General features: G+C 64.3%; 14 protein-coding genes. 5 read left to right on the forward strand and 9 right to left on the reverse strand.

What is annotated here, in order from left to right; genetic code table 11:
* Window positions 1–198: 198 nt before the first annotated feature.
* Window positions 199–1,164: a D-2-hydroxyacid dehydrogenase gene (locus tag ACIQXM_RS02965; protein WP_400927338.1), complete on the reverse strand. Its 966-nt coding sequence runs from the start codon at window positions 1,162–1,164 to the stop codon at window positions 199–201.
* Between the two features lie 198 nt (window positions 1,165–1,362).
* Between ACIQXM_RS02965 and ACIQXM_RS02970 the strand changes: the two genes are divergently transcribed.
* Window positions 1,363–2,034, forward strand: a complete 672-nt coding sequence (locus ACIQXM_RS02970; RefSeq protein ID WP_400927341.1) for a hypothetical protein — start codon at window positions 1,363–1,365, stop codon at window positions 2,032–2,034.
* 23 nt (window positions 2,035–2,057) lie between these two features.
* On the opposite strand, the gene ACIQXM_RS02975 is transcribed toward ACIQXM_RS02970, so the two are convergent.
* Window positions 2,058–2,288 (reverse strand): hypothetical protein, encoded by a 231-nt coding sequence (locus ACIQXM_RS02975; protein ID WP_400927343.1) that lies wholly within the window; start codon window positions 2,286–2,288, stop codon window positions 2,058–2,060.
* A gap of 192 nt (window positions 2,289–2,480) precedes the next feature.
* Between ACIQXM_RS02975 and ACIQXM_RS02980 the strand changes: the two genes are divergently transcribed.
* A complete protein-coding gene (locus ACIQXM_RS02980) occupies window positions 2,481–2,975 on the forward strand; it encodes a hypothetical protein (protein ID WP_400927346.1) in 495 nt (164 codons plus the stop codon).
* A gap of 44 nt (window positions 2,976–3,019) precedes the next feature.
* Here ACIQXM_RS02980 and ACIQXM_RS02985 read toward each other — a convergent pair whose 3' ends face one another.
* From ACIQXM_RS02985 to ACIQXM_RS03015, 7 genes are all read right to left on the reverse strand, one after another.
* Entirely contained in the window at window positions 3,020–3,907 is an 888-nt protein-coding gene (locus ACIQXM_RS02985) for a hypothetical protein (protein WP_400927348.1), read from the reverse strand.
* Between the two features lie 210 nt (window positions 3,908–4,117).
* Window positions 4,118–6,235, reverse strand: a complete 2,118-nt coding sequence (locus ACIQXM_RS02990) for an FAD-dependent oxidoreductase (RefSeq protein WP_400927351.1) — start codon at window positions 6,233–6,235, stop codon at window positions 4,118–4,120.
* Between the two features lie 402 nt (window positions 6,236–6,637).
* Window positions 6,638–7,066: a hypothetical protein gene (locus ACIQXM_RS02995; RefSeq protein ID WP_400927354.1), complete on the reverse strand. Its 429-nt coding sequence runs from the start codon at window positions 7,064–7,066 to the stop codon at window positions 6,638–6,640.
* Between the two features lie 5 nt (window positions 7,067–7,071).
* Entirely contained in the window at window positions 7,072–7,656 is a 585-nt protein-coding gene (locus tag ACIQXM_RS03000) for a hypothetical protein (protein WP_400927357.1), read from the reverse strand.
* Window positions 7,607–8,608 (reverse strand): hypothetical protein, encoded by a 1,002-nt coding sequence (locus ACIQXM_RS03005; RefSeq protein ID WP_400927360.1) that lies wholly within the window; start codon window positions 8,606–8,608, stop codon window positions 7,607–7,609. The genes ACIQXM_RS03000 and ACIQXM_RS03005 overlap by 50 nt, the downstream gene beginning before the upstream one ends.
* Window positions 8,605–9,045, reverse strand: a complete 441-nt coding sequence (locus tag ACIQXM_RS03010) for a hypothetical protein (protein ID WP_400927362.1) — start codon at window positions 9,043–9,045, stop codon at window positions 8,605–8,607. The genes ACIQXM_RS03005 and ACIQXM_RS03010 overlap by 4 nt, the downstream gene beginning before the upstream one ends.
* 158 nt (window positions 9,046–9,203) lie before the next feature.
* Complete coding sequence (locus ACIQXM_RS03015) at window positions 9,204–9,803, reverse strand: phosphatase PAP2 family protein (RefSeq protein WP_400927365.1); 600 nt, start codon at window positions 9,801–9,803, stop codon at window positions 9,204–9,206.
* 211 nt (window positions 9,804–10,014) lie between these two features.
* Between ACIQXM_RS03015 and ACIQXM_RS03020 the strand changes: the two genes are divergently transcribed.
* The 3 genes from ACIQXM_RS03020 (at window position 10,015) to ACIQXM_RS03030 (ending at window position 14,458) form a co-directional block, all read left to right on the forward strand.
* Window positions 10,015–11,046: a LacI family DNA-binding transcriptional regulator gene (locus tag ACIQXM_RS03020; RefSeq protein WP_400927368.1), complete on the forward strand. Its 1,032-nt coding sequence runs from the start codon at window positions 10,015–10,017 to the stop codon at window positions 11,044–11,046.
* Between the two features lie 63 nt (window positions 11,047–11,109).
* Window positions 11,110–13,143: a beta-galactosidase gene (locus ACIQXM_RS03025; protein ID WP_400927371.1), complete on the forward strand. Its 2,034-nt coding sequence runs from the start codon at window positions 11,110–11,112 to the stop codon at window positions 13,141–13,143.
* Between the two features lie 25 nt (window positions 13,144–13,168).
* The gene (locus tag ACIQXM_RS03030) at window positions 13,169–14,458 is read left to right on the forward strand and encodes an ABC transporter substrate-binding protein (RefSeq protein WP_400927374.1); all 1,290 of its coding nucleotides are present in this window, start codon (window positions 13,169–13,171) and stop codon (window positions 14,456–14,458) included.
* Window positions 14,459–14,465: the final 7 nt, after the last annotated feature.

Genomic DNA, 14,465 nt, shown 5'->3' on the forward strand with positions numbered 1-14,465 from the left:
CGGTGCACCCGGACAGCCCTCGCCTGCTGCGTCGAGAGTCGGGAAGATGCCCCTTTCCCGCGCCGGTTGTGGAGAAAACGTCTCTTTCACAGCGCGTAAGCCGCATCGTCTCGTCACTCGACGAGGGAAAACGGCACCATCGCGGCAATCGGTGGGGTTCGACGGCGGCGGGTGCGGGGTTCGACGGCGGCGGCCGGTTCAGGAGGTGACGAAACCCAACTTCTTGTCCACCACGTTCATCAGCGGCTGCCCTGCCTTCCAGGCGGCGAGGTTGTCCGCAAACTGCCGGGCCAGGACCGGCAGCTGATTACTGGCGTCCCCGGACAGGTGCGGAGTGATGAGCACGTTGTCCAGTGCCCAGAGCCCGCTGCGCTCCGGCAGCGGTTCGGCCTCGAAGACGTCCAGCGCCGCGCCGGCCAGCTGCCCGCTGCGCAGCGCCTCCTCCAGCGCCGCCTCATCCGCGAGGGCGCCGCGGCCCACGTTGACGAGCACCGCCGTCGGCTTCAGGGCGGACAGGACCTCCCGTCCGAGCATGCCGCGCGTGTCCGGGGTCAGCGGCGCGGCCAGGACAATGTAGTCGAAGTGTCCGGCCACGGCGGGGAAGTCGGCGCTCGCGTGGACGGTGCCGAAGTCCGGCTCGCCGGTACGCGCGGTGCGCCCCATCCCCTCCACCTGGAGTCCGACGGCGGTGAGCAGGCGTGCGGTGCAACGGCCGATGCTTCCGGTTCCCGCCACCAGCACCGAGGCTCCGGCCAGGCTCCCCGTGGCGTAGCGGGCCCACTGCTTCCGCTGCTGCTGGGCGGAGGCCCGGCCAAAATCCTTGGCGAAGTACAGCATGGCTCCCAGCACGTGTTCGGCCATGGGTTGGTCGAACACGCCCCGCGCGTTGGTCAGAACCACGTCGGATTCCACCAGTTCAGGGAACATCAGCTTGTCCACCCCGGCCGCGGGAACATGGAGCCACTGCAGGGAGTCCGCAGCGAACCACGCCTCACGGACACCGTCGGCGAAGAAGTCCCAGAGGTAGAGGATGTCCGCTCCGGCCAGCGCGTTGGACAGGCCGGCCGCGTCGGTGACCCGGACTTCGGCTTCCTTTCGGAGCTCATCCAGGCCCACTACGGGCTTGTTTTCGGCAAGGACTGCGATCACGGGTTGAGGCTGCATGCGTCCCAGCCTACGCGGGCAGCGCCTGGGTAAAAGGCAGCGATATCTGCCGTTCAAAGGCGGAGGGGAAAGTGCGATATATTCCGGTGGGGGAATTACCGTCCGTAAGGTAATTTCGGCAGATCCGTCCATTCGGTGGCGGCTGCCCGCCGGAAGGTACCCGGAATCTTGGTGCCGGAAATAGGGGGCGGTAAAACAATGTCGATGTTTGATTACATGAAAAAGCCTGACACGGAGGACAACCCGTACGGCTGGTCCTCCGAGGAAAAGGCGGACGCAAAACCGGCCCGCTCCTGGCCCAAAGTCCTGCGTCTGGTGATTGAAGCGGCACTCGTGCTCCTGGTTGTTGTCCTCATTGCCAACGGGACGGGCAGCGGCGGCTCCACCTCTGACCCCGCAGCGAGCGAACCGGCTGAGCAGCTTTCCGAAGAACCCGCGCCTGCCAAAGACCCTGCTTTCCTGGGCGAACAGGAGAACGACACTGTGGGCGAGGGCGGCGACACCCTGGAGGTGGAGGGACTTGAGGTGACCGCTGCCGCACTGGTCGACGGGACACCCTCCTACAACGACAGCCCCACGCTCTGCACCACCATCACCATGAAAAATATTTCCACTGAAGTCCGCGATTTTGGGTCGTACAACTGGAACCTGCAGACACCGTCCGGGTTTATTGATTACCATTCCACGGAAGGAAGCGACAATTTCGCTCCTGCAAACGGGCAAATAGCGGCAGGAGGCACCGTTACCGGAGACATTTGCTTCCCCAATAAAACAACCGAGACGGGCAAGTTCGTGGTCCTCTACACACCCACTTACCAGCTCAACTATGACGAACCGGCCACGCGCGGCGCCTGGATCAACAACCGCTGATCAACCAACTGCCGGGGTTTCCCTCACCGGACCCGTATGGTCCGGAATATCGCGAACTGGAAGCTGCCAATCCGGATTGAGAACACCGGCCAGTCCACCTTTGGTGCCGGGGCAGGTGTTCCGGCCGGGTCGCGGCACGCATCCCGCTCCTGCCTGGCCCCGCGTTTGAGATCTCTCCTGTGCCGCCAGTTTTCCGCCTCGGCCATCCGTTCCTGCTGCAGCATCCTGGCCATTTCGATTTCCATCAGTCCCACAGATCTGTCCTCCTTGTTCCTGCCTTCACGCTAAGAGCGCGAAGAAGCGGAAAGCAGGGTCCTGCGGACAGGTTCGGTCCTCGAGCTGATGCGCCTCCGGTTTGCTCCCCGGAGCCCGCCGAATCCTCCGGAGACTGGCCTGCGTTTGGCTCGCCGCGTACCGTCGAAGGACGCTTCTTCCGGAGGGTTCCCATGGAATGGTTGGCAGTCAGTGCACCCGTCCTCAGCCTCCTTGTGGGGATCGGCGCGGGCTGGGGCACCCGCACGGGGATGGACCGCCGGGATGAGTCCGCAGCCCTGAACGCGCTGATCATGGATCTGCATCTCAAGCGTCCGCTGGCAGCCATTGAACCCCGGGTGGTTCAGGGAGCCGGGGCCGAGGCCCTTCTTCGCCCCACCGTGCTGGACACCCGTGACCGGATCCTGGAAACCCTCACCCACCTGCGCAGCAGTTCCACCGACATCTCGGTCCTGCTCCGGATGTCAGCGGCATGCGCCCTGTACCTTCGCGAAGCCGCTTTGGCACCGGAGCGCTATCAGTTCGCCCTCATGGAGCTGCGGGAAACAATGCTCGACGGCGTCCGCCTGATCAGCGACGGACGGCGGCGCGTCCGGTATCTGGCTCCGGGCGAACGGTCGACCGCAAAACCCGGGCGTCCGCCGTCGCGCCGTCCGGTCCGCAGGTAACCGCGCCCCTTGTTCATTCTCCGACGGGCTTACCCGGCCGTTGATTACTCTGTCTCCCAGCTCGCCTCATCAGTGCCGCTGAAATCCACGGTATTTTCGATCAGTATCCGCTTCCCGGGGAGTGCCGCAGCAGGTACATCCATGCACACTTCGTACTGCGCGGCACCTCCGTTCTCCAGCGTCGGCAGGGAGGAGCCTTGAAGGTCAAGCAAACATGACGCTTGGTCATACTGCCGATTGTCCGACCCGACGAACTTGGGGTTGAGATCCAGCCAGGGATCGCCTTCCTCCGTGCCGTTGTAAACCACGTCGAGCGTTACGAGCACATACTGGCCCTCCGGCGGTTGGTTGAACTCGTTGAAGCCGAGAATTGCATCCGTGGCATCCAATTGAACACTTGAGACTGCCACCGCGTAGTCCCCCACCTCGGCCTCTGTACCCAGCGGAAGGATGGCTGGGTTGGGTGCGGCGGAGGATCTCGGCGTCGGACCGGTGGTTGGCGTAGTTGTGGGACCAACCGGCGGGATGGATGACGGGGTAACTGTGGGAACGGCCGGGGGCGTCACCGTGACGGTGGGCAAAGGCTCCTCGATTACTTGATCCACCGAATTGAACAGGGAGCTCCAGAAAAGGGTGGCCAGAATAGCGGCAATCAGGGCCACCGCGGAGACAATCACCGCGGCAATGGACAACCCCTGGGCTGCTGCCCTTCGCCGGACGATGACCAGCGAAGCAATGGAAAGCCCCAGGCCAACGAGGGCAAGGACCAGCGACACGAAGTTCAGGAGCGGAATCCAGAACAGCACCAGCGCAATGATTCCGAGGATCAGGCCCGCCAGCCCGAGGGTCCTGCCGTCGGTCGATTGCGGTTCCGGCGGCGGCGGATATCCGTCACCGTAGTTGGGCATCGGCTCATTCGGCTGCGTTCCCATAATCGCCTCACAGGGGCTCGGACGCCGTAGGAGGAGGGCAGACCCTTGGTCCCTGCCCAGCTGCGGGGTCGTTTATCCGGTCATTCAACGCTATGGGGGCTCAAGAAGATGGACAAGGTTCCCTGCTCGTCCGCCGGCTGGCCCCGACACCAAAGTTAGGGCGGTCCGTTCAAAGGAACCGGACCGCCCTAACGTATGTGCGATCGATCCCTAGAGCTCGGTGCTCACCTTCCACGAGGAGTGGATGGCGCCGTGGATGTAGTTGACCGCACCGGCGTCGCCCACCACGTCAACGTCAATGCCGAGGTCCGCGGCCCGCAGCTCATCTGCCAGCGGTGATGCCGACGTCGTTCCGTCCGCGTAGACGACCATGGCGGCCGGTGCGGAGAAGCTTTCCCCGCCGACGGTCCACTCGACGCTTCTCTCGGTGATGCGCGTGATCGTGGCGTTGCGGTGGATCTTCACGCCGTGTGCTTCGGAATCCTTGACCGCGGTCCAGCGGCGCGGCATGGCCAGCGGCAGGCCGAGCTGCTGCTTTTCATGCAGCAGCGTCACCCGGCGTCCGCGCTCGGCGAGGAATTCCGCCAGTTCCAGGCCCACCAGCGAACCGCCGATGACCACCACGTCCTTGCCCATGGGCAGCCAGAACTTGGTGAACTGGCGGACAAACCCGGGGCTCTTGGTCAGCCCTGAGAGGCGCCCCATCTTGCCCAGGGTGCTCAGGACGGCGCCTGCTTCCTCGGCGGTTGCCGTGCCGAGCATCATGGCCCGCAGCGTGTCGCCGGTCTGCACGATCGGCAGGTCGCCGCCGGGGAAATCGGGCTTGGGCCGGACAGCGCCGGTGGCCACAATGACGTGGTCCGGGTGCAGGGCCTTGATGGATTCCACCGTGGCGGGAGTGTTCAGCTTGACCGCGATGTTCAGGCGCTTGATTTCGGACTTGAACCATTTCAGCAGCCGTTCATTGTCCGGCGTCGTCATGGTGGAGAACCACATGGTGCCGCCGAGGCGGTCGGACTTGTCCACGACGGTGACGCGGTGGCCGCGTTCGGTCAGGACGCGGGCACTTTCCAGCCCCGCCGGCCCCGCGCCGACGACGACCACGTGCTTGGTGGCGGAGGCGGGCTTCAGCGGCAGCAGCGCCTCATTGCCCAGTGCCGGGTTCACCGCGCAGAAGGGAGTGTCGTCGAAGAAGTTCTCCGCGACGCAGAGGTAGCAGTTGATGCAGGGGCGGACCTGGTCGAACTTGCCGTCGCGGATCTTGTTGGGCAGTTCGGGGTCGGCCAGCAGCTGGCGGCCCATGGCCGCAAAGTCGATCTGCCCGGCGGCCAGCGCCTTTTCGGCGATTTCCGGGAGCATGCGGCCGACGGCGATGACGGGGATGCCCACGTTTTTCTTCACTGCGGCGGCGTTGTCCAGATATGCGCCAACCTTGCTGGGCAGCGGACCGTCGGTGAAGTTGTTGAACGGGTTGCGCCCCCATCCGGTCACGTGGATGGCGTCGGCACCGGCCTGTTCGAACAGCTTGGAGGCTTCGATGGCCTCATCCAGCCTCAGTCCGCCTTCCTGTCCGTATTCCTCGCCGGAAACCCGGACCAGGATGGCCAGGCGGTCACCCACCCGTTCTTTGACGGCCGCAATGACTTCGCAGGCCAGACGCGCACGGTTGGCCAGGGTGCCGCCGTACTCGTCGGTGCGCTTGTTGTCCCGCTGGTTGAGGAAGACACCCAGGATGTAGCCGTGGGCTGCGTGGATCTCGATGGCGTCGGCGCCCGCCTTGGCGATGCGCTCGGCGGCATCGGCCCAGGTGGAGACCAGCCAGGAGATGTCCTCGTCCGTCATGTCGCGGAAGACAACGGGCTTGCCGGCAGTGGCTGCGCCCATCTTGCCCAGCTCCTCGGGCGTGCTGTCAGCCAGTGCCGACATGTCATAGCTGTAGTCCTGCTTGTTCGGTGCAAGCACCGGCCGGTCGTTGGCAACGTCCACGCGGGCCACTTTGCCGTGGTGTGTGGACTGGATGCACAGCTTGCTGCCTGCCGCATGCACGGCGTCCGCCAGCGCCCTCAGGCCCGGAATGTACTTGTCATCCGACAGGCCCGGTTCCTTCATCGAAGCCGCCCCGTAGGGGAAGGCGATGGCGCAGGCCCCGGTGATGATCAGCCCGGCACCGCCTGCCGCGCGGGCCACGTAGTGATCGATTTCGGCCTGCTCGATCTCACCATGCTCGGAGACGTTCATGTCCATGGCGGGCAGCACAATGCGGTTGTGGGTCTCCATGGGGCCGATGTGTCCGGCAGCCATCAGACGGAAAAAGGAATTGAGTTTCACTTTGTGAATGTTACGCCATCGTCAGTGCATGACGACGACGCCGCCGGGCGAGGCAGCCGCGTCCCCGGATTTGCCGGGGGGGGGCACCCCGGAACAGCCTGGATCCGGCCCGAAACGCAGCGAAGCCAGCGGAAATAAATCCGCTGGCTTCGCTAGCAACGTTCCGCTGACCCCCCAATCAGCGGATGCCCCACAAAGGGCGGTCCATCAAACCAACAGGTTCATCTGGACCTCCCATAAGCCCAAGCTGAGACGGAAGCGACCCCCCGATCAACTGCCGTCCCCGCTTGCTGCTCTATGGTTCAAACACGTTTCACACATGTGTGAAACGTGTTTGAACCATAGCAGTGGAAAGAGTCGAAATCAAAGTTTTTTGTCCGACTGGTCCGAAGGAATCGAACGTTATTCCTCGTCCAGGATTTTGGCAATGGCCCGCAGTGCCTCGGGGTCAACGGGGCCCAGCGCGCGGGCGGCAAAATTGCGCACCTCGGCCCGGCGCATGCTGCGGAGAAGTTCCAGTTCGGCTTCAACCCGCTCGGGCAGTTTTCCGCCGTCTTGCAGCAGATATTCGGGATTCACGTCAAAGACGGTTGCAATTGCCCGCAGCGCTTCGTCCGGAACAACCTGTTCCCTGCCGGATTTCAGCAGTGACCAGCGGGTGCGGGAAAGATAATAGCCGGCCTTGAGGGCGCCGTCCCTAATCGCCGGATAGTCATAGGGCTTTCCGGAGTCGGACATGATGACGTCCAACAGGAGATTAATCTTTCGGGCGAGCGTTTCGGCACGGCGAACGCCGGCTGCCCGTTCCGCGGAAAGATCAAATTCGCTCACTAAGGTCAGCTCCAAGTCATTGCTACAAGAAAACAGCAGAACGTTCCCACTCCCAGTGCTGCACCGGTCAGTGCCTCCCGTGGAGTGTGTTCGCGCAGGGACACCCGGCTGAACATCATCAACGGCGATAGTATCAACAGCCATGCCCAGGCTCCCCCGAATATTGCGGTGAACCACAGCCCCGCAAACGTAATAACGGACACATGGGCGGAAACGTCGAGCCAGCGGCGAAAGAACACCAGCCCTGCATTGCCGAGAAACAACCCCGCCACTGTGTGGGGAACCGGCGGCTCCAAGGGAATGAGGCAGCTGACAACAGTTCCCGCCAGCATCAAAAATGCCACGAGGTTGGTCCGCCAGCTGTCCGGAAGTCCCCGGCGCCGAAACACGGACTTGGTGCCTTTGTAAATCGCGCCCGGAATACCCACGATGCCTGCCACCAGCAGGATCACCCCCGCCGGGCCCAGCCCCGCCTGAATCCCGGCGGCAACCACCACTGCAGTCAGGATCAGTGCGGGCGGCAGGAGCTTGGAGAACCAGCTAGCGGCCTGCAGCTGCTGTGCGCCGGTCCGTTGTTCTGTTGTCTTCAATTCTTCTGCCTATCTCGTCAATAATTCGGGTCTCCTGCTCAGACAAGCGTTCGGGGTGCATCACCCGGACGTCGCCGATGAGGATGAACCAGCGGTAAAGCTGGATCTTGGAAGTGCGTGCAGTCACGGAAATATTGGCGGCATCCAGGGCCTGTGCACCTTCGGGACTGAGCGCCAGACGGCGAACGATGGGCCGCAGGGCATTCAAATCCCCTGCGCGCCGGCGTCTTTCTGCAAGGGCCGCCCTAAACCGCCGGAAGGACGGAATGATAAACCCCGCAGAGAAACAGAGAAGGGTCAATGCAATGAATATCCGGTATCCGATATAGAGGCTGAATGCCGCCTCCAGTCCGGCGACTTCCAAACCGATGAGCAGCATTTTTACCAGGACAGCGGCTACGCCGGCCAAACACCCGACGCTGACAATATTAAGCCCAATACCAAATTCCCGCGATTCCCCGGTCCTGTCCCGGCGCAGGCATTCCACACCGGTGTAACAAAGCACCACTCCCATCCAGGCGAAAAAACTCGCCTGGTATGGAGCAATCGTGGGGATGGCAGCGAAAGTATCAGTGAAATTGGTGGCGGAGCCCTCCGTGTCGGAGACCAGCAGCAGCACCGCCTGTAGGACGGCCAGGACAATTCCCATCCCCACCAGGGCTTTGACATGGCGCCCGTGGTGTCCGGCGCGCCCCGTGGCTTTCAGCAACAACCGGCTCAGTTCCGTCACCCCCGCACCCATAAACAAATGCACGATCAGATTCAGCAGATTCCGGTTCCCCAGCAGACCGTCTACAAAGACATACACCTGATCGATGTTCAGCGTGGCTCCCACAGCGACCGCTGCGAGGCCGGGCAGAACACCCAGGTTCCAGCCGAGCCGGAGGCCTATCAGCCGAATCAGCACCACTGCCCACAGGGCGGCGGCCGGCAGCATCTGCAGCGTGATCACAGGAATGTCCGCTCAAATTTGTTGGAGCTGGGGCGTTCTTTGGGCAGGAGTGCCAGCGAGAGCAGATAAGCCACGTGCTCGGCGGTCCGTTCGGTTTCATTCCAGTCCAGAGACCGTGCCAGCATTGCCTTGATGCCCTTGCGGCTGCCGACATGCTGGAAAACGGACGGCATTGCTGTTTCCACCCCGCCGCATCCCTGATGGCGAAGAAGGATGTGCCCGAATTCGTGGCACGCAGCATGGGTGCGATGCAGGCTGTTGTCACCGGCCGGCAGCAGAATGATCGACTTCTGATCCTTCTCTATCCAGAGCCCGGTCACGGCGGGAATCACAGAATGGTCAATATCGCGCAGTTCAATTGGTTTCCCGTGGATTTCCGCCACATTGTCCAATAGTTCATCGAAAGTGACATGCCCGCCAAGTGCCAGGGCCGCCACCGCCGCTTCCGCAGCCGCCCGTTCCCCGCCGCCGGACTTTCGAAAACGCACTGCCATGTATTCCCCATCATTGGTTCGCGCGCATTCAGCGACGCGCGAAGAGACCGAACCCTAAGGACCCTATCCCACCGCGGCATCCAAGAAGCAGATGATTTCCGTTATGGCAGCAACAGTGCCGCAGCAAAAGCCACGCATCCGGCCAGATGGCCCGCCAGAACCTGCGTGGGAGTGTGGTCTCCGAGCTTCACCCGGGACCACCCCGTGGCCGAGGCCAGCATCAGGGCCAGCGCAGGACCGAAAACCGGAACGGGAGCCAGGAGCACCAAACCGACGTATGCAGCCACTGCCGAATGGACCGACAGCTTCCACACCAGGTTCGCCGCCAGGCAGAGCATCAGGCCAATGAAGACGCCGCCGATTTCACCGAACAGGACAGCCGGTGCATTCAGCAGTACCAGGATCAGGGCACCGATGCCAATGGAGAGCGCGGAAGCCAGCAGGATCGGAGCCCGTTGTTCGCGGACACCCACGTGGTGGTCCGTGACCCGCCCGCGCCGTTTCAGCCAGAGAATCCCGAGAAACGGCAGACCTACGGTGAAGCCCGCTGCCACAATGCCGTGAACCCAGGACACTCCGGGACTGAGCAGGGGCTGCAGCAGCAGGAGGATCCCCACGAGGACGGCGGGGGCGGAGGTTTCAGTGACGACGCGCGCCACGGTTGAAACGCGTTGAACGGGGACTTCGATGGTTGCCGGCATTGGACGATTCTATGGGCGTACCGGCGCACCCCGCAGCAGAGACCGCGGCTCGGCTGCCGCCGCGACTCACAGCATCCTCCTGTTGCACAGCGGAGGGATATGACGTACGTTACAAACCAAATCGAAACGTTTAGATAAATCGAAGCGTTTAGATCCCTTTTCACTGCGCACCCCGGCGCTTGACCGCCCTACCGACATTGGAGTCCCCCTCATGGCCAACATCCACGACGTTGCCCGCGTCGCCGGTGTGTCCATCAGCACTGTCTCCTACGCCCTGAGCGGCAAACGCAGCGTCAGTGAAAGAACCCGCGAGCGCATTGACAGCGCCGTCCGGGAACTGGGCTATCTCCCCAACGCTGCGGGACGCATGCTGGCCGGCGCCCGGACGCAGATCCTGGCGGTGACGGCACCGCTGCGTGCGGACACCTACGCTCCGGCCCACATGGCTTTTGTGCTGGCCGTGGCCACGGCAGCCCGCCGGTACGACTATGACATTCTGCTGTTGACCGAGGACGAGGCCACCTCCGGCCTCCAACGGGTCACCTCATCCCGTTTAGTGGACGGCATCATTGTGCTTGACGTTGCCATCGATGATGAGCGCATTGAGGTGATCCGCAATCTCTCCACCCCCTCCGTACTGGTGGGCATTCCGGGTGAGCCTGCCGGGCTGACCTGCGTGGACCTGGACTTTGAGGCAGCCGCACGGCTCTCCGCAGACACCCTGGCGGACGCCGGACACCGGTCCGTGGGGCTGCTGGGCCATCCGGCCGCCGTCTACGAACGCGGTTCCAACTTTGCCCACCGGTTCCGGTCCGCCTTCCTGGAGCATGCCCGTGCGCGCGGACTCGAAGCCGCATTCGCCATGCCCGGCCCGGGGCCTGCCGGGGCAGCAGACGCGGTTGACACTCTGATCCGTTCCGGGGCCGGGGCAACGGGACTGGTCATGCACTGCGAGGAATCCCTGCAGACCCGCGCCCTGGCCCGCATTGCTGAGGCCGGCCTCAGCATTCCGGGCGACCTGTCCGTGCTCTCGGCCTGCTCCAGCTTTGATACCTCCTCCTTTTCCCCGCCGCTGGACGTCATCCCCCTGGTAGCCGCGGATTCCTGTGACAGCGCCGTAGCCCTGGTCATGGCCGCCCTGGAGAGCCGGAGCGAACCGCACGTGGAACTCGTGGCCCCGCGGTTTACGAGCCACGGCTCTGTTGCCCCGCCCCGGGTTTCCTTGCCGCCTGCCGCCGCCTAGCCTCCCCCGCCTACCCACACTTCCCCCCACTTCCCCCGCATCCGTTCCCGCTGAAAGAAGACCATGTCTCAAATCGAAGCGTTTCGACAAGACCCCCACCTGGTCTTTGGCGGTGACTACAACCCCGAGCAGTGGCCGGAGGAGGTCTGGGCCGAAGACATCCGCCTGATGCGGAAGGCACGGGTGAACCGGGTGACTGTGGGCGTCTTTTCGTGGTCCTCCATCGAACCCCGCGAAGGCGAGTTCCGCTTTGGCTGGCTGGACCGGGTCATGGACCTGATGGCGGAGAACGGCATCGGCGTCATCCTTGCCACCCCCACGGCGTCCCCGCCGCCGTGGTTCACCCTTGCGCATCCCGAAGCGCTGCCCGTTACGGCCGACGGCGTCCGGCTGGTTCACGGCAGCCGCGACACCTACAACCCCGCCGCACCGGCCTACCGGGCGGCCGCCAAGCGCGTGGCCCACGCCCTGGCGGACCGCTACGCCTTTCATCCGGCGCTGCGCATGTGGCACATCCACAATGAATACGGAACGGTGTCCTACGGTCCGGAGACGGACCGTGCCTTCCGCGTTTGGCTGCAGGCCAGGTACGGGAACCTGGAGCAGCTGAATTCCACCTGGAACACCGCGTTCTGGTCCCAGGGCTACAGCGGGTGGGACCAGATTCTGGCACCGCAGGCCACCCAGTACCTGCCCAATCCCTCGCAGCTGCTGGACTTCAAACGCTTCAGCGCTGACCTCCTGCGGGACTGCCTGCGGGAGCAGGTGGCCGTGGTGCGCGCCTGCCGGCCCGAGGTGCCCGTGACCACCAACTTCATGCTGCCCAGCTGGAACCACTACGACCAGTGGGACCTCGCCGGAGAAATCGACGAAGTGTCAGTGGACCACTATCCGGATACGCCCGGCGTCGAGGGCGACATCCAGGTGGCCTTCGGCAGCGACCTTGCCCGCTCCTTTAATGCAGGACGGCCCTGGGTGCTCATGGAACAGGCCACCACCATGGTCTACGACTACGCCCAGGGGCGGATTCTCGCCCGGGCGCCGGGGGCCCTGAAGTTCAACACGCTTCAGTACCTGGCCCGCGGCGCCACCGGTTCGCTGTTCTTCCAGTGGCGGTCCCCGCGTGCCGGCGCCGAGTTCTTCCACTCCCCCATGGTTCCGCACGTCGGCGAGGATTCCCGCACCTTCCGGGAGATCGTGGAACTGGGCACCACAATCGAGCACCTGGCGGAATTGGGTGAAGCACCCGCCGAAGGGCAACGGGTCAATGACACCCGTGTGGCCATCGTCTGGGATGCCGCCGCCTGGTGGTCCGCGGACACTCGCGCCCTGCCTTCCAATGACCTGGCGTTCCTTCCCGCCGTCCGCTCCGTCCACCGGGCCCTGTGGCGGCTGGGCATCAACGCGGACTTTGTGCGCCTGGATGCGGACCTGAGCCGGTACCGGCTGGTGCTGGTGCCCAGCAAGCTGGCGGCGTCCGACGCCGAGGCCCGCTCCCTGAGTGCCTATGTCACCGCGGGCGGGCATGCCGCCGTCTGGTACTTCAGCGGCAGCACCGATGAAAACCTTAACGTGCGCCTGGGCGGATTCAGCGGTGCCTTCGCTGATCTGCTGGGCATCCGGGTGGAGGAGCACCATCCCCAACCTGCCGGAACTGTGCTGACCCTCAGCGACGGGTCAGCCGCAGAAAGCTGGGCCGAAACCATCCAGCTGAAGGGCGCCCAAGCCGTTACGGAATTCACCGGCTACCCCCTGGCCGGAAGTCCCGCCGTCACCCGCGCCGTCGCCGGCCGCGGAACCGCCCATTACATCGGGACCCGGCTGGACGGCGACGCACTGGAGGCGCACCTGCAGCGGATCCTCGCCGAAGCCGGCGTCGGCCCGGACCACCCGGCGGCCGGACACGGAGTCGAAGCGGTCCGCCGGCACGCCGGAACCCGTTCCTACCTCTTCCTCCTGAACCACGGCCCGGACGCCGCCGCCGTGGACGTGCGCGGCCGTGACCTGCTGACCGGAACCGATCACCACGGCACCGCCACCCTGGAACCCGGCGGCGCACTGATCCTGCGCGAGCCCTCCGAGACTACTGAAAACTGAGCAACACCTAGAAAGGATGCCCTCGATGGCACAAACCCCCACACGCCGGAAAGCCTTCCCGGCCCTGGCGCTCACTGCGGCGTCGGTCCTGCTGTTCACGGCCTGTTCCGCCGGTAACGCCGCCGACGACGGACCGGTTGCCCTTCAGTTCTGGGGCTGGGCCCCCGGCCTGGAAAAGGCCGTGGACACCTGGAACGAGGAGAACCCGGACACCCAGGTGGAGTTCTTCCGGATGACCGGCGACGACGGCGCCAAGGTCCCCGCCGCCATCGACGCCGGCACCGCGCCGGACGTGGTCCAGATGTCCGTCCATTCCCTGCCCGGCCACATCATCAACAACCGGCTGGCCGACATCAGCGAATACACGGACGGGCTGGAGGAGCAGTTCACTGAAAGCTCCTGGAAGGGCGTGTCCTTTGGCGACGGCGTCTATGCCATCCCGCAGGACTCCGGGCCCACCGGCCTGATGTACCGTTCTGACCTCTTTGAGCAGTACGGCGTTGCCGTTCCCACCACCTGGGACGAGTACATCGAGGCCGGCCGGAAGCTCAAGGCCGCCAACCCTGACCTTTACATCGGCCAGTTCTCCCCGAACGAATCCGGTCTCTGGGCTGAAACGGTCTGGCAGAACGAGGGCAGCTGGTACGGCATCGGCGATGATGCCTGGCAGGTCAAGGTGGATGATGCTGCCAGCCAGGAGGTGGCCGCGGTCTGGCAGACCCTGCTGGACGAGGATCTGATCAAGGTTGTGGACATGTGGACCCCGGAGTACTGGGCGGAGGTCAACGCCGGGAGCATCGCCACGGTCAACTACGCGGCCTGGTTCCCGGCCCTGCTGGAGGAAAGCGCCGGCAGCCTGGCCGGCAAATGGTCCGTGGCGCCGTCGCCCGCCTTCCCGGGCAAGGACACCGCCGGCGAAACCGGCGGCAGCGTGGACGTCATCCCCCAGGGCACCGAGCATGTGAAGCAGGCCGTGGAATTCACCAGCTGGCTCAACAGTTCCGACGAGGCGCTGGATATCCTCATCCGCGACGGAGGAATCTTCCCCTCGGCACGGGCCGGCCTGGAGAACCCGGCGCTGCTGGAGCCGGAGGAGTACTTCGGCGGGCAGGTCATCAACGAGGTCTTCGCCGATGCGGCGAAGAAGGTCCCCAGCGCCTGGGTCGACGGACCGGGCTACGACCTGGCCGCGGACGATCTGAAGGACGCCTTTGCCCGTGTCGGCAACAAGGAGATCACCTTCGCCGAGGCACTCAAGGCCGTGCAGGAATCCGCCGTCAAGGATCTCAAAGACATGGGGCTGAGCGTCGAATGAGTGCACC

It is taken from the genome of Arthrobacter sp. NPDC097144 (assembly GCF_044762205.1).
Lineage (GTDB): Bacteria > Actinomycetota > Actinomycetes > Actinomycetales > Micrococcaceae > Arthrobacter_B.

What these genes read in the sequence shown, in the direction of transcription:
- ACIQXM_RS02965 (WP_400927338.1), bottom strand. Translation starts at nt 1,164, where the DNA reads ATGCAGCCTCAACCCGTGATCGCAGTCCTTGCCGAAAACAAGCCCGTA.
- ACIQXM_RS02970 (WP_400927341.1), top strand. Translation starts at nt 1,363, where the DNA reads ATGTCGATGTTTGATTACATGAAAAAGCCTGACACGGAGGACAACCCG.
- ACIQXM_RS02980 (WP_400927346.1), top strand. Translation starts at nt 2,481, where the DNA reads ATGGAATGGTTGGCAGTCAGTGCACCCGTCCTCAGCCTCCTTGTGGGG.
- ACIQXM_RS02985 (WP_400927348.1), bottom strand. Translation starts at nt 3,907, where the DNA reads ATGGGAACGCAGCCGAATGAGCCGATGCCCAACTACGGTGACGGATAT.
- ACIQXM_RS03015 (WP_400927365.1), bottom strand. Translation starts at nt 9,803, where the DNA reads ATGCCGGCAACCATCGAAGTCCCCGTTCAACGCGTTTCAACCGTGGCG.
- ACIQXM_RS03020 (WP_400927368.1), top strand. Translation starts at nt 10,015, where the DNA reads ATGGCCAACATCCACGACGTTGCCCGCGTCGCCGGTGTGTCCATCAGC.
- ACIQXM_RS03025 (WP_400927371.1), top strand. Translation starts at nt 11,110, where the DNA reads ATGTCTCAAATCGAAGCGTTTCGACAAGACCCCCACCTGGTCTTTGGC.
- ACIQXM_RS03030 (WP_400927374.1), top strand. Translation starts at nt 13,169, where the DNA reads ATGGCACAAACCCCCACACGCCGGAAAGCCTTCCCGGCCCTGGCGCTC.